The 16,588-nt window shown below is 65.2% G+C and carries 17 protein-coding genes; 6 read left to right on the top strand and 11 right to left on the bottom strand.

Translation table 11 applies throughout. From position 1 onward, the window contains the following. Positions 1-81 precede the first annotated feature (81 nt). The 5 genes from galE to cysQ form a co-directional block, all read right to left on the bottom strand. Complete coding sequence (gene galE / locus P1J78_RS15670) at positions 82-1,065, bottom strand: UDP-glucose 4-epimerase GalE (RefSeq protein ID WP_275568313.1); 984 nt, start codon at positions 1,063-1,065, stop codon at positions 82-84. Between the two features lie 15 nt (positions 1,066-1,080). Continuing rightward, positions 1,081-1,977 carry a UTP--glucose-1-phosphate uridylyltransferase gene (locus tag P1J78_RS15665; protein WP_275568312.1) on the bottom strand — a complete coding sequence of 299 codons (897 nt, stop codon included), beginning with the start codon at positions 1,975-1,977 and terminating at the stop codon, positions 1,081-1,083. Between the two features lie 133 nt (positions 1,978-2,110). After that, a complete protein-coding gene (locus P1J78_RS15660; protein WP_275568311.1) occupies positions 2,111-3,343 on the bottom strand; it encodes a glycosyltransferase family 2 protein in 1,233 nt (410 codons plus the stop codon). Next, positions 3,340-4,140, bottom strand: coding sequence for a 3-deoxy-manno-octulosonate cytidylyltransferase (locus P1J78_RS15655; RefSeq protein ID WP_275568310.1), 801 nt, complete (start codon positions 4,138-4,140; stop codon positions 3,340-3,342). The genes P1J78_RS15660 and P1J78_RS15655 overlap by 4 nt, the downstream gene beginning before the upstream one ends. Then, on the bottom strand, positions 4,137-4,934 hold the full coding sequence (gene cysQ / locus P1J78_RS15650; protein ID WP_275568309.1) for a 3'(2'),5'-bisphosphate nucleotidase CysQ: 798 nt from the start codon (positions 4,932-4,934) through the stop codon (positions 4,137-4,139). Before cysQ ends, P1J78_RS15655 begins: the two co-directional genes overlap by 4 nt. Positions 4,935-5,079: 145 nt before the next feature. On the opposite strand from cysQ, the gene P1J78_RS15645 reads away from it, so the two are divergent. Further along, entirely contained in the window at positions 5,080-5,901 is an 822-nt protein-coding gene (locus P1J78_RS15645) for an ABC transporter permease (protein WP_275568308.1), read from the top strand. Between the two features lie 348 nt (positions 5,902-6,249). Here the strand turns inward: P1J78_RS15645 and P1J78_RS15640 are convergent, their stop codons facing one another. Then, on the bottom strand, positions 6,250-6,858 hold the full coding sequence (locus P1J78_RS15640) for an alpha-ketoglutarate-dependent dioxygenase AlkB family protein (RefSeq protein WP_275568307.1): 609 nt from the start codon (positions 6,856-6,858) through the stop codon (positions 6,250-6,252). Between the two features lie 189 nt (positions 6,859-7,047). Here P1J78_RS15640 and dnaK point away from each other — a divergent pair, with 189 nt between their 5' ends. Together dnaK and dnaJ are read left to right on the top strand one after the other, a co-directional pair. Beyond that, positions 7,048-8,967: a molecular chaperone DnaK gene (dnaK, locus tag P1J78_RS15635; RefSeq protein ID WP_275568306.1), complete on the top strand. Its 1,920-nt coding sequence runs from the start codon at positions 7,048-7,050 to the stop codon at positions 8,965-8,967. A 72-nt stretch (positions 8,968-9,039) separates the two neighbouring features. Then, positions 9,040-10,191 (top strand): molecular chaperone DnaJ, encoded by a 1,152-nt coding sequence (gene dnaJ / locus P1J78_RS15630; protein WP_275568305.1) that lies wholly within the window; start codon positions 9,040-9,042, stop codon positions 10,189-10,191. Positions 10,192-10,301: 110 nt separating this feature from the next. Here the strand turns inward: dnaJ and P1J78_RS15625 are convergent, their stop codons facing one another. Together P1J78_RS15625 and P1J78_RS15620 are read right to left on the bottom strand one after the other, a co-directional pair. Further along, positions 10,302-10,577, bottom strand: a complete 276-nt coding sequence (locus tag P1J78_RS15625; RefSeq protein ID WP_275568304.1) for a type II toxin-antitoxin system RelE/ParE family toxin — start codon at positions 10,575-10,577, stop codon at positions 10,302-10,304. Beyond that, the gene (locus P1J78_RS15620; protein WP_275568303.1) at positions 10,570-10,863 is read right to left on the bottom strand and encodes a type II toxin-antitoxin system RelB/DinJ family antitoxin; all 294 of its coding nucleotides are present in this window, start codon (positions 10,861-10,863) and stop codon (positions 10,570-10,572) included. The genes P1J78_RS15625 and P1J78_RS15620 overlap by 8 nt, the downstream gene beginning before the upstream one ends. A 175-nt stretch (positions 10,864-11,038) precedes the next feature. Here P1J78_RS15620 and P1J78_RS15615 point away from each other — a divergent pair, with 175 nt between their 5' ends. The 3 genes from P1J78_RS15615 (at position 11,039) to P1J78_RS15605 (ending at position 13,749) form a co-directional block, all read left to right on the top strand. Continuing rightward, positions 11,039-11,656, top strand: coding sequence for a DedA family protein (locus tag P1J78_RS15615; RefSeq protein WP_275568302.1), 618 nt, complete (start codon positions 11,039-11,041; stop codon positions 11,654-11,656). A gap of 34 nt (positions 11,657-11,690) precedes the next feature. Continuing rightward, the gene (locus tag P1J78_RS15610; protein ID WP_275568301.1) at positions 11,691-12,377 is read left to right on the top strand and encodes a JAB domain-containing protein; all 687 of its coding nucleotides are present in this window, start codon (positions 11,691-11,693) and stop codon (positions 12,375-12,377) included. 118 nt (positions 12,378-12,495) lie between these two features. Next, positions 12,496-13,749, top strand: coding sequence for a tyrosine-type recombinase/integrase (locus P1J78_RS15605; RefSeq protein ID WP_275568300.1), 1,254 nt, complete (start codon positions 12,496-12,498; stop codon positions 13,747-13,749). A gap of 91 nt (positions 13,750-13,840) precedes the next feature. Here the strand turns inward: P1J78_RS15605 and P1J78_RS15600 are convergent, their stop codons facing one another. The 3 genes from P1J78_RS15600 to P1J78_RS15590 are packed head-to-tail and all read right to left on the bottom strand — an operon-like array spanning position 13,841 to position 16,423. After that, positions 13,841-14,719, bottom strand: a complete 879-nt coding sequence (locus P1J78_RS15600) for a phage exclusion protein Lit family protein (protein ID WP_275568299.1) — start codon at positions 14,717-14,719, stop codon at positions 13,841-13,843. A gap of 10 nt (positions 14,720-14,729) precedes the next feature. Further along, positions 14,730-15,941: a Swt1 family HEPN domain-containing protein gene (locus tag P1J78_RS15595; RefSeq protein ID WP_275568298.1), complete on the bottom strand. Its 1,212-nt coding sequence runs from the start codon at positions 15,939-15,941 to the stop codon at positions 14,730-14,732. Between the two features lie 59 nt (positions 15,942-16,000). Beyond that, on the bottom strand, positions 16,001-16,423 hold the full coding sequence (locus P1J78_RS15590; protein WP_275568297.1) for a hypothetical protein: 423 nt from the start codon (positions 16,421-16,423) through the stop codon (positions 16,001-16,003). Positions 16,424-16,588: the final 165 nt, after the last annotated feature.

Raw genomic sequence — 16,588 nt, 5'->3', positions numbered from 1 at the left:
CCCCCCTCCGCCCTCACCGCCAGCGCCCCGGCCGCCCATGCGCAAGGGTGCGTGCTCGCACGCACCACCCCGGAAACCCCCCTACCGCTCGTAATGCCCCGTCCGATGCCACCGCCAGGCATCCGAGATCATCGCCTCCAGCTCCGACCGCCCGGGCGTCCAGCCCAGCTCGCGCGCGGCCCGCACCGAGCCGGAAACCAGCTTCACGCAATCCCCCGGCCGCCGCGGCCCGACCTCGTAGGGCACCGGCCGGTTGGTCACCGCCCGGCTGTGTTCGATCACCTCCAGCACCGAGAACCCCGTCCCGGTGCCGAGGTTGAACACCCGGCTGCCCCGGCCGTCCGCCAGCCAGCGCACCCCGGCCACATGCGCCTCCACCAGGTCCATCACATGCACGTAGTCGCGGATGCAGGTTCCGTCCGGCGTGTCGTAATCCGTCCCGAACACCGTCAGCGCGTCGCGCTTGCCGTCGATCGCCTCCAGCATCAGCGGGATCAGATGCGTCTCCGGCCGGTGGAACTCGCCCACCTCGCCATCGGGGTCGGCGCCGGCCACGTTGAAATAGCGAAAGATCACCGAGCGCAGCCCGTGGCTCCCCTCGAAATTCGCCAGCATGTCCTCGATCGCCCGCTTCGAGGCGCCGTAGGCGTTGATCGGCTGCTGCGGCGTGTCCTCGTCCAGCACCACGCCGTCATGCTCGCCATAGGTCGCGCAGGTCGAGGAGAACACGAAATCCAGGCACCCGGCCGCCACCGCCGCCTCGATCAGCGTCAGCGAGCCCAGCACGTTGTTGTGCCAGTAAAGCCCCGGTTCGCGCATCGACTCGCCGACCTGGCTCAGCGCCGCGAAATGCATCACCGCCACCGGCCGGTATTCCGCGAAGACCCGGTCGAGCGCCGCCCGGTCCGTCAGCTCGCCCTGCTCGAACGGGCCGAACTTCACCGCGTCGGCCCAGCCGGTCGACAGGTTGTCATAGGTGACGGGCACGTAGCCGGCGGCCCGCAGCACCTTGCAGGCGTGCGAGCCGATATAGCCCGCCCCGCCGGTCACCAGCACATGATCCATGACGCGCCCGTCCGGTTACTGCGCGGCCCGCTGCTGCGACACCATCTGCGACAGATAGTCGGCGAACTCGTCGCGCAGCTCGTCGCGCGCCAGGCCGAAGGCGACCGTCGCCTGCAGGAACCCGGCCTTCGAGCCGCAGTCGAAGCGCTGGCCGCGGAAGCGGAAGCCGTAGACGTCGCGCGCCTGCTGGATCTCCTCGGCGATCGCGTCGGTCAGCTGGATCTCGCCGCCCGAGCCGCTCTTCATCCGGTTGAGGTTGTTCAGCACCTTGTTGTTCAGGATATAGCGCCCGATCACCGCCAGGTTCGACGGCGCCTCGCCCGCGGCCGGCTTCTCGACCATGCCGTTGACCGACACGATCGAGCCCATGTCCTCCTTCACGTCCAGCACGCCATAGGCGCCGGCCTTCTCCGGCGGCACCTCCATCGCGGCGACCATGCAGCCGCCGGTCTCCTCGTAGGCTTCGGTCATCTGCTGCAGGCAGGGCTTCTCGGCGGCGATCACGTCGTCGGGCAGCAGCACGGCGAAGGGCTCGTTCGGGGCGATCAGGCGGCGGGCGCACCACACGGCATGGCCCAGGCCCAGCGCCTTGTGCTGGCGGATATAGGCGATGGCGCCGCTTTCCATGTTGGTGCTCTTGAGCACCTCCAGAAGCTCGTCCTTGCCCTTCTTGCGCAGCGACGCCTCCAGCTCGGGGGCGGTGTCGAAATAATCCTCCAGCGCGGATTTCCCGCGCGAGGTGACGAAGATGAATTCCTTGATGCCGGCGGCCCGCGCCTCGTCGATCGCGTATTGAATCAGCGGGCGGTCGACCAGGGTCATGATCTCCTTGGGAATGGATTTGGTGGCCGGGAGAAACCGCGTGCCCAGGCCGGCGACCGGAAAGACCGCCTTAGTAACTTTGCGTGCCATGCGTCACCTCAATCTGCTTCGCGCATCAATTACCACGCCCCAGCAGGGATGTCTTGGCCCATCCTGCCACGATTCGGGGCACGCCCCCTGCGTCCGGGGGCGTTTTTCCGGCGCATGTTCCGATAGGCCGGAATTATGGCAATTCTCTGACACCGCGGGTCCGCGCCCGCTCCTTTTCAAGGCGTTTTCGGAAGCTGTCATAGCGAAACAACGGATCCGACCGCGCCGACCGCCCGAAGCGGCCGCCGCGCTGCTCCCAGTAGCCGTCGGCATGAAACCGCACGCGGTGGAACAGCGCTGTGGGCGAGAACAGGTAGAGCGTCGCGCGGCGCCCCGCGGCGACGTGCCCGGCCGCGGCACGGCGCAGCCCGCGCCGGCGCCAGATTCGGCCGGCGACCACGGTCATCCCGCTAAACGCCCTGCGGCCCGCGAATTGCAGGAACGGAACGGATGGCGCGGGGAGCGGCGCCGGGTCGTCCACGGCGCGGCGCCCGCCCTCGGCGATGCCCGCCTCCAGCGTGTCCAGCAGCCGGCCCACGTCGCGCGGCTCGCAATCGCCGGCGACCATGAAGCGCAGAAGCCGCGCGCGCTGCTCGGCGCGCATCGCGTCCAGCGCCGCCGCCACCCGCGCCGGCGCGTGCCGCCGCAGCAGGACGGCCTGGCTGGCGCCCACGTCGAACAGCGTCCGGGGCAGGCGCGAGGCATGGCGCCGCTCCGACGCGGCAAAGCCGTGATGCACCTGGGCCAGCGGCACGATCGCGGTGCGCGCCCGCTGCGCGGCGAGCCGCAGGTTCACGTCGGTCTCGTCGAGATAGAAGCGGAAGGCCGGGTCGAACCCGCCGAGCGCGCGCAGGATTTCGGCTCTAAAGGCACAATTAGTGCCTTCCGTCTTCACCGCGTCGCCCGGCGCGCTGTCGAAGACCTGCGGCGCGTCGCCCGGCAGGTCCAGCGGCCGGTGCGCGCCGGTGGCGTCCACCCGCCGGCCGCGATGCTGAAAGCTGATCCCGTTGCGCCCGATCACATAGCCGCCGGCCGCCGCGACGGTCGCGTCGGAAAACGGCCCCGCCAGATGGCGCAGCCAGGTCGGCTCCGGCACCGCGTCGTCGTCGATGAAGGCGACGATCTCGCCCGCCGCCTGCGCCAGCCCGAGGTTGCGGGCGGCCGAGATGTTCGCCGCGTCGAACGCCATCGTCTTGATCCGGCCGTCGAACCCCGCTGCCGAAAGCGTCTCTAACCCGCTGGGATCGGCGACGACGATCACCTCGAACGCCGGGTAGTCCAGCTGCTCGATCCCGCTCAGGCAGCGCAGCAGGGCCTCCGGGCGGTGGCGGCTGACGACGATCGCGCTGACCGCCGGCGCGGTCATTCCACGCCCATCGCCTTCAGCATCGCCTCGATCCGCGCCACGTCGCCGGGGTTGTTCAGCTCCCAGAACTTGCGCCCGCGCGCTTCGACCTCGACGCAAAGCATCGGGTGCTCGTGCTCCAGGAACCGCAGCTGCTCCAGCCCCTCCAGCGTCTCCAGCGGCCCGATCGGCAGAAGCGGGTAGGAGGCGAGCGCCGAGGGCTTGTAGGCATAGACCCCGACATGGTGATAGACCGGCGTCGGCGCGTCGTCCTCCCAAGTGCCGGCGGCGTAGGGGATCACCTCTTTCGAGAAATACAGCGCCCGGCGGTCGCGGGTGAAGACGGCGGTGGTGCCGCCCACCTGCCCGGCGCGACGGTCGGCCTGGAAATCCTTCAGCGCCCGGCCATCGCAGCGCAGCACCGGCGTCGCGACCTCGGCCGTCGGGTGGCCCGAGAGCTGCGCCACCAGCTCCTCGATGAACCAGGGCGGCGTCAGCGGCGCGTCGCCCTGCAGGTTGACCACGATGTCGAACCCGGCGCCCAGCGTCCGCGCCGCCTCGGCGCAGCGTTCGGTGCCGTTGCGGCAGCGGTCCGAGGTCATCACCACCTCGGCGCCGAAGTCCTCGGCCGCGGTGCGGATGCGGTCGTCGTCGGTGGCGATCACCACGCGGTCGGCGCCGCTGACGGCCATCCCCGCCTCCCAGGTCCGCCGGATCAGGCTCTTGGCCTGCCCAGTGGCGCCGTGCAGGTCCACCAGCGGCTTGCCGGGATAGCGCGAGGACGGGTAACGCGCGGGGATGACGACCAGAACGCTCATACCGGCTGCAGGTCCACCCCGGGCGCGTAGGCGATGAAGAACGGGTTCTCGAAGCCCGGCTTGCCATAGGTGAAATCGCTGTGGTCGTCGAAGCGCACCACCTTGCCGCCCGCCCCGCGCAGCACGGCGTCGCCGGCGGCGGTGTCCCATTCCATCGTGCGGCCGAGGCGCGGGTACAGATCGGCCTCGCCGGTGGCGACGAGGCAGAACTTCAGCGACGAGCCGGCGCTGGTCATGTCGCGGACGGCGTATTTGCCGATGTAGTCGTCGGTCGCCTGGTCGCGATGCGACTTGGACGCGACGACCATCAGCGCGGCATTGTCCGGGCTTGAGACACGAAGATCGGTGCAGGGCCCGACCGTTTCCTTGTCCAGATCGCCGGTCTCCTCCACCGTCGCACCGTCGGCGCGGGTGTAGAACAGCCGCTTCTTCGCCGGCGCATAGACCACGCCGCGGACCGGCACGCCGTTCTCGACATAGGCGATGTTCACGGTGAAATCGCCGCGGCGCTGGACGAACTCCTTGGTGCCGTCCAGCGGATCGACGATCAGGAAGGTCGAGACGGTCTGCCCGTGGCTCGCCGCCTGTTCCTCGGTCACCAGCGGCACCTCCGGAAAGGCGGCGCGCAGGCCGGTGGAGATCAGCGCGTCGGCGGCCTCGTCGGCCTCTGTCACCGGGCTTTCGTCGGACTTGGACCGCACCTCGAAATCCTCGGCGCGATAGATCGTCAGGATGGCATCGCCCGCCTCCAGCGCCAGCCGGCGCATCACGCTTTCCAAGTTGTCGAAATCCAACGCACGCTCCTTCGCCGCGGCCGCGCGGCAGCTTGAGATTGATTGACCTGTCGGCGCCCCTTATGCTTGCCCGGTAAAGGATCGGCAACATTTCCCTGCGCAGAACGGACGGGGAGGGCCGCAGAGCAGGCAGCGAAGGGCCAGCATGTTCCAGCCACGGGCCAGACGGTCGTCGTTCCAGTCGGCGCTTTCGATCCTGGAGCTGATCTATCACGCCACCGTCCGCAACGTGCGCAAGTCGCACGGCAACGCGGTCGTCGGCCTGGCGATGAGCATCATGCAGACGGTGATCCTGGTCGCCGTGTTCTGGCTGATGTTCTCGGTCCTGGGCCTGCGCGGCAGCGCGATCCGCGGCGACTTCCTGCTCTACATCATGTCGGGCATCTTCCTGTTCCTCACCCACAACAAGGCGGTGAGCGCGGTGCTCGGCTCCGAAGGCCCGACCAGCCCGATGATGCAGCACGCGCCGATGAACACCACCATCGCCATCGCCTCGGCGGCGCTGGGGTGCCTGTACATCCAGACGCTGGCGCTGTTCGTGGTGCTGTTCGTCTACGACGTGGCGGTCAAGCAGATCGAGATCCTGCATCCGATCGCCGCCTACGGCATGGTGCTTCTGGCCTGGTTCTCCGGCTGCGCCGTGGGGCTGGTGCTCTTGGCGCTGAAGCCGTGGCTGCCCAACGTGGTGACCATCGCGGCGCAGATTTACACCCGCGCGAACATGATCACCTCGGGCAAGATGTTCGTGGCCAACACGATGCCGACCTACATCCTCGCGATGTTCGACTGGAACCCGCTGTTTCACTGCATCGACCAGGCGCGGGGCTTCGTCTTCGTCAATTACAACCCGCATTACAGCTCGATCACCTACCCGGTGGTGCTGTCGCTGGTGCTGATCATGATCGGCATGATGGGCGAGTTCTACACCCGCCGCCAGGCGTCGCGCAGCTGGGCCGCGGGGCGCTAGCGCACGCACGGTTAACGCCGCGCTAACGCGGCTCCGGCTATACCCTGCCGCGAAGCTTCCGCGCCCACCGGGCGTGACATGGACTGATCCGGGCCCCCAGACCACCCCGTTCCGGGTGCAGGGCCCGCCGAAACCGACCAGGGGCGCGCCGCGCGCGTCCCGGCATCGGGGGTATCCCCGGGATCGCTCCACTGGCGGCGCCGCCCCTATTTATCGCGACGGCCCTACCGCAGATCGACCCGCAGATCGAACGCCAGACAGCCACCGCCGGCGCACCCCGCCGGCGGGCGTCGGCGCGTGCCGAGAGCGCGTCGCACAAGACCGGTTCCCGCTATTGTGCGACTTGCTCTAGTCGACCACCCGCAACGTCAGGTTCAGCCGGCCGCCGTCCTTCAGAAGCGTCGAGCTGCCGGGCCGGATCCGGTCGATCCCGTGATGCGTCAGCCGCGCCGCGCCGCCCATCACCACCACGTCTCCCGACGACAGCCAGACCGACTCGGTCTTGCCGCCCCGCTCCACATTGCCGATCCGGAACAGCCCGTCGTCGCCCAGCGACACCGACACGACCGGCCAGGAGAAATCCGCCTCGTCCCGGTCCTGGTGCAGGCCCATCCGCGCCTTGTCGCGATAGAGGTTGATCAGGCAGCAATCCGGCGCCCGCTCCAGCCCCGTCACCGCGTGCCAGATGTCCAGCACCGAGCCCGGGATCGGCGGCCAGTCGACACCCGACGGGTGCCGCCGCTCGTAGCGATACCCCTTGCGGTCGGAGTACCAGCCGTACGTGCCGGCCGAGGTCATGCGCACCGACATCGGCTTGCCCCAGCGCGTCTCGGGCGAGAACAGCGGCGCCCGCGCGATGACCCCGCGCAGGCCCTCGACCAGGCCCGCCTGCGCCGGCGCGGACAGGTAGCCCTTGTAAATCAGGACCCCCCTTACAGTCAGCGGCACATCGGTCACGGCGTCATACAACCTTTAGGATCCGGCACTTTTCGCCCCCCGAGTCGCTTGCAGCGAAAATGGCCCCTCCCTATATAGCCCCGTGAAGCCGCGCGGGGAGGCCAAGCCTCGCGCAAATCCATGGGATAGGGGCCCGGCGCCGACACGGGCCGCGCCCCGATACATCGCCGAAGAGAGAGGATATTGAGCATGGGCAAAGTCATCGGTATCGACCTCGGGACCACCAACAGCTGCGTCGCCATCATGGACGGCAGCCAGGCCCGCGTGATCGAGAACTCCGAGGGCGCGCGGACCACCCCGTCCATCGTCGGGTTCACCGACGACGAGCGTCTGGTCGGCCAACCCGCCAAGCGGCAGGCCGTCACCAACCCGTCCAACACCGTGTTCGCCGTCAAGCGACTGGTCGGCCGCCGTCTGGGCGACGCCGAGGTGGAGAAGGACAAGAAACTCGTCCCCTACAACATCGTGGACGGCGGCAACGGCGACGCCTGGGTCGAGGTGAAGGGCGAGACATTCTCGCCGTCGCAGATTTCCGCCTTCATCCTGCAGAAGATGAAGGAAACCGCCGAGAGCTATCTCGGCGAAGAGGTGACGCAGGCCGTCATCACCGTTCCCGCCTACTTCAACGACCAGCAGCGCCAGGCGACCAAGGACGCCGGCAAGATCGCCGGTCTCGAAGTGCTGCGGATCATCAACGAGCCGACGGCGGCCGCGCTGGCCTACGGGCTGGACAAGAAAGAGTCCAAGACCATCGCGGTCTACGACCTCGGCGGCGGCACCTTCGACATCACCATCCTGGAGATCGACGACGGCCTGTTCGAGGTGAAGTCGACGAACGGCGACACGTTCCTCGGCGGCGAAGACTTCGACATGCGGATCGTCAACTACCTGGCTGACGAGTTCAAGAAAGAGAACGGCGTCGACCTGACGAAGGACAAGATGGCCCTGCAGCGCCTGAAAGAGGCGGCGGAGAAGGCCAAGATCGAACTGTCCTCGTCCTCGCAGACCGAGATCAACCAGCCGTTCATCTCGATGGGCTCGGACGGCTCGCCGCTGCACATGGTGATGAAGCTGACCCGCGCGAAGCTGGAAAGCCTTGTCTCCGACCTGATCAAGAACTCGATCAAGCCGTGCAAGGACGCGCTGAAGGATGCCGGCATTTCGACCTCCGACATCGACGAAGTGGTGCTGGTCGGCGGCATGACCCGGATGCCGAAGGTGATCGAGGAGGTCACCAGCTTCTTCGGGAAAGAGCCGCACAAGGGCGTGAACCCCGACGAGGTGGTCGCGATGGGCGCCGCCATTCAGGCCGGCGTGCTGCAGGGCGACGTCAAGGACGTGGTGCTGCTGGACGTGACCCCGCTGTCCCTGGGCATCGAGACGCTGGGCGGCGTGTTCACGCGGCTGATCGACCGCAACACCACGATCCCGACCAAGAAGTCGCAGATCTTCTCGACCGCCGAGGACAACCAGAACGCGGTGACCATCCGCGTGTTCCAGGGCGAACGGGAAATGGCGTCGGACAACAAGCTTCTGGGCCAGTTCAACCTTGAAGACATCCCGCCGGCGCCCCGCGGCATGCCGCAGATCGAGGTGACCTTCGACATCGACGCCAACGGCATCGTCCATGTTGCTGCCAAGGACAAGGGCACCAACAAGGAGCAGAAGATCACGATCCAGGCGTCGGGCGGTCTGTCCGAGGACGAGATCGAAGCGATGGTCAAGGACGCCGAGTCCCACGCCGAGGACGACAAGAAGCGCAAGGATCTTGTCGAGGCCAGGAACCAGGCCGAGGCGCTCATCCACTCGACCGAGAAGTCGATGGAGGATCACGGCGACAAGGTCGACCCGACCACCATCGAGGCGATCGAGCTGGCCATCGCCAACCTCAAGGAGCAGATGGAGTCCGAGGACGCCGGCAAGATCAAGTCGGGCATCCAGAACGTCACCGAAGCCGCCATGAAGCTGGGCGAGGCCATCTACAAGGCCGAGCAGGAGAAGTCCGAAGGCGGCTCCGACGACGACGGCGAGGACGGCCCGCGCGATGTCGACGACGATATCGTGGATGCCGACTTCGAGGACCTGGACGACAACAAGCGCGCCTCGTAAGCGCCGCCAAGATGCGTTGGGACCGGCCTCGGCAGATGCGGGGCCGGTCCTTGCGTTAGGAGAGACTGATCCATGGCAAAGCGCGACTACTACGAGGTTCTCGGCGTCCCCAAGGGGGCGTCCGCGGACGAGCTGAAGAAGGCCTATCGCCGCAAGGCGAAGGAGCTTCACCCCGACCGCAACAAGGACGACCCCGAGGCCGAGACCCAGTTCAAGGAAGTCAACGAAGCCTACGAGGCCCTGAAGGATCCGCAGAAGAAGGCCGCCTACGACCGCTTCGGCCACGCCGCCTTCGACGGCGGCATGGGCGGCGCCGGGCCGGGCGCCGGACCCCGCGGCGCGCAGCAGGGCGATTTCGCCAGCGCCTTCTCGGACGTGTTCGACGACCTGTTCGGCGATTTCATGGGCGGCCGCGCCGGCGGCGGGCGGCAGCGCGCCACGCGCGGCTCCGACCTGCGCTACAACATGCGCGTCACCTTGGAAGAGGCCTATTCCGGCCTGCAGAAGACGATCAACGTGCCGACCTCGGTGGCCTGCTCCACCTGCAACGGCACCGGGGCCGAGGGCGGCGCCGAACCGTCGCAATGCCCGACCTGCTCGGGCATGGGCAAGGTCCGCGCGCAACAGGGCTTCTTCACCGTCGAGCGCACCTGCCCGACCTGTTCGGGCATGGGGCAGATCATCAAGAACCCCTGCCGCGCCTGCGGCGGCGCGGGCCGCGTCGACAAGGACCGCTCGCTGTCGGTCAACATCCCCCCGGGCGTGGAAACCGGCACCCGCATCCGCCTGGCCGGCGAGGGCGAGGCGGGCCTGCGCGGCGGGCCTACGGGCGATCTCTACATCTTCATCGACGTCGAGGAGCACCCGCTGTTCCAGCGCGACGGCGCCAACCTGTTCTGCCTGGTGCCGGTGTCGATGACCGCCGCCGCGCTGGGCGGCGACATCGAGGTGCCGACCATCGACGGCGGCCGCTCGCGCGTGAAGATCCCGGGCGGCAGCCAGTCGGGCCGCCAGATGCGCCTGCGCGGCAAGGGCATGCCCGCCCTGCGCGGCGCCGGGCATGGCGACATGTTCATCGAACTGGCCGTCGAGACGCCGGTGAACCTCACCGCGAAGCAGAAGGAACTGCTGCGCGAGTTCGAGAAGCTGGGCGAGGACAACAACCCCGAATCCTCCAGCTTCTTCTCGAAGGTGAAGCACTTCTGGGACAGCATGAAGAGCTGACCCGGCGCAGCCCGGACGAGGATACGCAAGGGCGGGGGAGACCCCGCCCTTTTTCTTGTCCGTGAAGTGCGGCTAGCCGCCTGTCTCCCGCAAGCGCCTTCGCGACCGCATCAGGGCCACATCTGCGCGGCATGAAGAACGCGCAGCACGGTCACCGCCGTCTCGGCTTCCGCATAGACCAAGATGTAATTCGGCCGCACCACCAGTTCCCGCGTCCCCTCCACCCGGCCGGGACGGCCGCGTTTCGGATGGGCGCGAAGCCCATCGACCCTGTCCTGGATGTCGTCCACCAGCGCCGCGGCGGCGTCCGGGTTGTCGTCCGAGATGAAGTCGACGATGGCCATCAGGTCGGCAATCGCCGGCGTGGACCATTCCGGCTCAGCCACCGCGTTTGCCGTCGATCAGCGCCCGCGCGTCCTGCATCACCTGCGCCTGCGGCTTGGCCGGGCGGGGGTCGGCCAGCGCCTCCTGCACCTTGGCCCGGAACCAGGCGTCGTAGCGGTCGGGATCGGTCGCCAGCCCGGCGGGCAGCCCGCCCTCGGCCGCGACCCGGGTCAGCAGGATGCGCACCGCATCCGACAGCGTCAGGCCGACGCTCGACAGCGCATCCGCCGCCTCCGCCTTGAGCTGATCGTCAACACGCACGTGGAGCATCGAGGTCCGGGCGGGCATGGCATGTCTCCTGCTTGGTGCGGGCAGTATATATCTCAATTGAGAGACGCTCAAGCGACGGGCAAGCAACGGGCAAGCAACGGGCAAGCAACGGGCAAGCGACGCACCCGACATCCGAAGGAACAACGACCCCGCCCGTCCCGTTGGCCACGGAGGCAGCGAAGGAGACCCGCGCGTGTTCGACTGGATCACCGGACTGATCGACGGCATGGGCCCGCTGGGCGTCGGCCTCCTGATGTTTCTCGAAAACGTGTTCCCGCCGATCCCGTCCGAGCTGATCATGCCGCTTGCGGGCTTCAACGCGGCGCGCGGGGATATGTCTCTAATCGCCGTGATAGGGACAGGGAGCATCGGCTCGCTGGCCGGTGCCTACCTGTGGTACTGGATCGGCCGGCGCATCGGGTTCGACAGGGTCTGCCGCCTGTCGCGCCGGCACGGGCGCTGGCTGTCGGTCTCGCCCGAGGAATTCGACCGCGCCAATGGCTGGTTCAACCGCCACGGCGGCATGGCCGTGCTGATCGGCCGCCTGATCCCGACCGTGCGCACCTTCATCTCGGTCCCCGCCGGGGTGAACCGGATGCCGCGCGGCAGCTTCCTGGCGCTCAGCGCGCTGGGCACCGTCGCCTGGACGGCGCTGCTGACCCTGTCGGGCTACTGGCTGGAAAGCGGCTACGAGGTGGTGGGCGCCTGGCTGGATCCGGTCTCGACCGCCGTCGTGGTCGGGCTCGTGGCCGTCTACCTGTGGCGCGTGGCGACCTATCGCCGGCGGGGGCCGGAGGAGCGCGAGGCTTAACCTTCTGTTCACCCCTTTGGCCGATGCTCGGGGCATGACCCGGCCCGGCTTTCACGACGTCTGCCCATCGCTCTTCGACGAGGCCGCCACGCCTGCGCCCGTGCCGGCGAAGCTGCCCTCCTATATCAAGGACCACCGCAAGCGCCTGCGCGCCCGCTTCATGTCCGGCGGGGCCGAGGCGATGCCGGATTACGAGCTGCTGGAGCTGGTGCTGTTCCGCGCCATCCCCCGGCAGGACGTGAAGCCGCTGGCCCGCCGGCTGCTGGACGCTTTCGGCGATTTCAACCGCGTGCTGTCGGCCCCGCCGTCGCGGCTGGCCACCGTCGAGGGCGCGGGCGACGCGGTGGTGCAGGAGCTGAAGATCGTCGAGGCCGCGGCGCACCGGCTGGCCCGGTCGAAGGTGCTGCAGCGCCACGCGATCACCGGCTGGGACGCGCTGGTCGACTATTGCCATACCACCATGGCGCATCGCGAGACCGAACAGTTCCGCATCCTGTTCCTCGACCGCAAGAACATCCTGATCGCCGACGAGGAACAGGCGCGCGGCACGGTCGACCACGTGCCCGTCTACCCGCGCGAGGTGGTGAAGCGGGCGCTGGAGCTGAACGCCTCGGCGCTGATCCTGGTGCACAACCACCCCACTTCACGCTTTCGATCACGTTCGATCACGCTCAATACCGCTGAAACACGGGAAAAATTTCCGCTTTTCTGCATTGCGTAGTGGGAGCGGTTTTGGCAAATTGGGGGTGGTTTAAGGGGTAGAAAACGGCTTCCCGCTCCCAGCTACCGATCCCGGCTTCTCCTCGACCGATCCCAGTTCCGGAACAGGAGAGAATGCCATGCCAAACTTGACCGACACCGCCATCCGACATGCGCTGAAGCGCGTCGAGATGAGCAGAAAACAAGAGAATCTCACCGATGGCGAGGGGCGCGGAACGGGTCGGCTTGTCCTTGTCCTCAAGCCTATGCCGAAGCGCGTCACCGCCGACTGGATGGCGCAGCAGTGGCGTGACGGGAAGCGAACCAAGAAGAAGCTCGGCGCTTATCCTTCGATGTCGCTTGCCGAAGCGCGAGAGATCTTCAAGCGCGATTATGCAGATGTGATCCAGAAGGGTCGAAGCATCAAAATCGCAACTGACGCGCGCCCTGGGACTGTAGCAGACCTCTTCGAGGGCTATGTCGCATCGCTCAAAGCCGCAGGCAAGCCATCGTGGAAGGAAACTGAGAAAGGCCTGAACAGGATCGCCCATACACTCGGACGCAACCGCCTCGCCCGCGAAATTGAGACAGAAGAGATCATTGAACTAATCCGTCCAATCTACGAACGCGGCGCCCGGTCAATGGCGGACCATGTGCGGTGCTACATCCACGCCGCCTATGGCTGGGGCATGAAATCCGACAACGACTACCGAACCACCTCACCCCGTCGGTTCCGTATCCCCTACAATCCAGCTTCAGGCATTCCGACCGAACCCAAAGTTCAAGGCACTCGCTGGCTCAACGAAGACGAATTCGTTCAGCTCTATCGTTGGCTCGATTGCCCCGACACGCCTGTGCACCCCTCCTATCCTCGCGCAGTCCAGCTCATCATGCTGACGGGCCAGCGTGTAGAAGAGATTGCGCGGTTGCACGTTGACCAGTGGGACGCCGCCGAGCGGATCATCGACTGGTCCAAGACCAAGAATCTTCAGCCGCATGCGGTCCCAGTCCCATCCCTCGCTGCCGAACTGATCGAGTCGATCAAGCCGAACAAGTTTGGCTGGTTCTTCCCGTCGGCCAAGGACCCATCGAAACCGGTCAGCCATGGCACTCTTTACAGTTTCGTCTGGAGACAACGCGATCGCGGGGTGATTCCGTACGCCACGAACCGTGACTTGCGTCGCACGTTCAAAACTCTGGCTGGCAAGGCGGGAGTGCCGAAAGAGATTCGGGATCGCCTTCAGAACCATGCGCTGCAGGACGTCAGTTCAAAAAACTATGATCGCTGGCACTACATGCCCGAGAAGAGAGCTGGCATGGCAAAGTGGGACAAATTCGTCCGCGCGCTCCTGGCGAAGAAGCGCGGTCGTATTCGCTCGGCCGCCGCAGCATGAGCTGAAAGACTGCCCACCTATTGGCAGTGCTGGATAACGTATATGATATGAGTGCACCGTTTGCGACAACGACTGTTGAGCAGCGCTTTTTTCACCTGTCCTTCACGAGGAAAGGCCCCGGCGCATCCGGCCAGCGAAACCATAGACTAGCAAACGCAGCGTGGGCTATTGCATCTGACACTTTGGTGCCAGAACCACCCATCTGTTGTATCGCAGCATCAATCCGAGCTTGCATCGCGGGATGGCTGCCTGAAGCGTCCCACTGTCCGGCCCCAATCAACGTCATAGCGAACATCGCAAAGTACACGCCTAATTCTCGCTTCTGCTTGACTTTGTCGGTATTCACACCTTGATTCTTGGCGTACTGGTCAACGCCGTCGAGAATGAATGTCGTCGCGTATTCATCACAGGAGAGCTCCTCCTTATGTTGGTCTCGGGCTGGAGCATCAGAGGTCGCGCTTGTCCCATCCTGCTGATGTTTCAAATGCCTTATCTCATGCAAGAAAGCCCAGCCGGTAGCGAACGTCGCCAATTCGGCCGCCGCTCTTTCTTGCGGATATTTTTCACGATCAGGGTAGGCACCTGGCTCGGAAACGCCTTCGGGCATTCCCACGTCCAGTGGGTCTTCCTCGGTCAGCATCTCCCAAAACACATCGATCATGTCGTTGAAGCGGTCGAAGTTTGCCTCGCCCTCCGTAGCGACCTCATGAACTTTCAAATAACCTTCCCACGCAATAAACGATGCCAGCCAAAACGCACGTAGCGCCCGGTGGTTGAACACAACCTCCCGGTACAAGCCTGCTCCCATGACGAAAAGCCCTTCCGGCCCTACATCCGTCAGCAGATTAAATCTTGGCTGGTACTGGTTCCAAAGCGCTTTCAGATCATCCGAACGCTCGGGCACCACGCCCTCGAAGAGACGACGCGCTGCTTCTTGAACTTCCTGGTCGGACCGCGCGTCATTGTCCATGATTTCTCCCCTAGCGAAGAGCCACGCGGATTAGTCGCCGAACTTCGACATAGAGCAACAGCTCATCATCCTGTCCGATTGGTCGTGCATGCATCGTATCGACGCGGATCAGGTGCAGGCGCTGGAAGCTCTCACGCACGCTCTCCGGGCGACCAAAATGGCCACCGAAGACCTCACGCCAGTTGTCCCGTTTGCAAATCACGAGCTCATAGTCATTGAAGTCCGCGTAGGCGATTAGAGGCTTCGGCTCCCGACCTGCCTTGACTGCGTCCTCACGTTTCCGCATCCACTGGTCATACAACCCGTTCGGCAAGCGGTGCTTCGGCCAGTTAGGCCCAAATACCGCTGTCATCTGAGCGTCTATAAAGCGGCGCAAATTGGTCTCAAGGCGCAACAGCCAATCATGGGCGAGGTTTGTGCGAACAAGAGCTTCTTCTTCCTCGTCATCGCCAGCTGGCGGCACAGGGTCGCCATAAGCGTCGACAAGCGGGGGCGGCTCGCGGCGAAGCCCTGCTATCTCTGTCGTTTCCTGAAATGCCGGCGCGGGGAAGTCGGTCAGTGAAGGATCAAAACCAAGTTCCACGTAGAATTTGGCGCGCGCACCAAGGTCGGTCAGCACCGGCGCCGGCCAGGTAATCTTGTCACGCCAATCGCCCAAATCGATGCGAAGCGCATCACTCACCTGATCGGCAAAGGACGGCATTCTTGTGATCATGCTGCCGATACCTTGGATCTCGGCAAAGCCAGCCACGGATTTCAGCGCTTGCTGGGCATCCAGCCACGGCGTCCGCATGGCTTCCATGGCTCTCTGAATTTCACTGGCCTGTTCGGCATATCGCTTGATGACGCCAGCGAACGGGCTTTGCTGAAACTCCTGCATCAGCTCCATCGCTGCACTGACTTCCGGCAGAGCAAATCGCGCCTTGAACTCCTCCATCATCTGTTGAGTCTTGCGAAATTCTTCATGGAATTGAGACGGCTGGTCGAAAACACCAGCACGACGCAACTCCGCAAGGGGACCCTCTACAGCACGCATCATTGCACGATGACGATCCACATCTTCGAGCATCCGCTTCACCGCAGAATTCTCTTGCAGCGCCATCACAGTGTTCATCGTCGGACTATTTACCGCTTCCAGCGCCATCTCTACGGCGCTCCGGTTCTGCTCGACCAGCTTTTGAGCTTCGCGAGATGCGCGGGCCAGCTTGTCGATATCAGTCATTCGCCTGTCCTCCGCGCGTTAGTCCCGACCATCCCGAATGCCGCGCTCCTCAACTCCTGTTAGCGCCGAAGCTGTTTGATAGAGACCCAATCGGTATCGCCGGGACGCTTCGCATACCAGTAGATCCAGCCATCCAGGTTGGTGCGCTTGCCATCTTTCGTCAGCGCGACGCCGCCAGCCGCGGCTGAAGGGCTTTTGAAGCGCTCACCTTCAACGACCCATTCACCGTTGTCGATCGTGCCCGTATATCGACGACCGTTGTATTCCATCCGGAGATCAGTGCCGTGCGGCAGCGTTACACCCTTTCCGGCCCAAGGGCGTCCGGCATTGGTGTCCGGCACCACCTTCGGCGCTGATGACGCCCCGTTCACTTTCAACAGGCGACGAAGCACTTCATTCGGCGTCTCAGAGAAGCTGCTCCTTTCGAGCTCGATGATCTTGTGAACGTCAAAGTCGATTTCGATGGTTCGCAGGTCCGGCATAGGATGAACCCTCCCTTGCTCAAATGGGCAACATCACGCCGAAACCTAAACGCCTTAAATCCGCATTTCAAGTGTTTTTAGTAAAAATAGTAGTAGAGAATTTTGCGGCTATGCCCGTGGTCTGCCTTCAATCGTTGGCGGCATCAGCGGCGGCCTCTTTCCAAC

Source organism: Psychromarinibacter sediminicola (assembly GCF_029168335.1).
Classification (GTDB): domain Bacteria; phylum Pseudomonadota; class Alphaproteobacteria; order Rhodobacterales; family Rhodobacteraceae; genus Psychromarinibacter; species Psychromarinibacter sediminicola.
Note: the sequence above shows the minus strand (reverse complement) of the source record. Positions and strands in the feature narration are given on the sequence as shown.

Excerpts from the sequence above, each read along its gene's own strand:
- P1J78_RS15620 (WP_275568303.1), bottom strand. The coding sequence starts at position 10,863 with ATGCCCGCCCGGACCTCGATGCTCCACGTGCGTGTTGACGATCAGCTC.
- dnaK (WP_275568306.1), top strand. The coding sequence starts at position 7,048 with ATGGGCAAAGTCATCGGTATCGACCTCGGGACCACCAACAGCTGCGTC.
- P1J78_RS15590 (WP_275568297.1), bottom strand. The coding sequence starts at position 16,423 with ATGCCGGACCTGCGAACCATCGAAATCGACTTTGACGTTCACAAGATC.
- P1J78_RS15605 (WP_275568300.1), top strand. The coding sequence starts at position 12,496 with ATGCCAAACTTGACCGACACCGCCATCCGACATGCGCTGAAGCGCGTC.
- P1J78_RS15610 (WP_275568301.1), top strand. The coding sequence starts at position 11,691 with ATGACCCGGCCCGGCTTTCACGACGTCTGCCCATCGCTCTTCGACGAG.
- dnaJ (WP_275568305.1), top strand. The coding sequence starts at position 9,040 with ATGGCAAAGCGCGACTACTACGAGGTTCTCGGCGTCCCCAAGGGGGCG.
- P1J78_RS15600 (WP_275568299.1), bottom strand. The coding sequence starts at position 14,719 with ATGGACAATGACGCGCGGTCCGACCAGGAAGTTCAAGAAGCAGCGCGT.
- P1J78_RS15595 (WP_275568298.1), bottom strand. The coding sequence starts at position 15,941 with ATGACTGATATCGACAAGCTGGCCCGCGCATCTCGCGAAGCTCAAAAG.
- P1J78_RS15660 (WP_275568311.1), bottom strand. The coding sequence starts at position 3,343 with ATGACCGCGCCGGCGGTCAGCGCGATCGTCGTCAGCCGCCACCGCCCG.
- galE (WP_275568313.1), bottom strand. The coding sequence starts at position 1,065 with ATGGATCATGTGCTGGTGACCGGCGGGGCGGGCTATATCGGCTCGCAC.
- P1J78_RS15645 (WP_275568308.1), top strand. The coding sequence starts at position 5,080 with ATGTTCCAGCCACGGGCCAGACGGTCGTCGTTCCAGTCGGCGCTTTCG.
- P1J78_RS15655 (WP_275568310.1), bottom strand. The coding sequence starts at position 4,140 with ATGAGCGTTCTGGTCGTCATCCCCGCGCGTTACCCGTCCTCGCGCTAT.
- P1J78_RS15665 (WP_275568312.1), bottom strand. The coding sequence starts at position 1,977 with ATGGCACGCAAAGTTACTAAGGCGGTCTTTCCGGTCGCCGGCCTGGGC.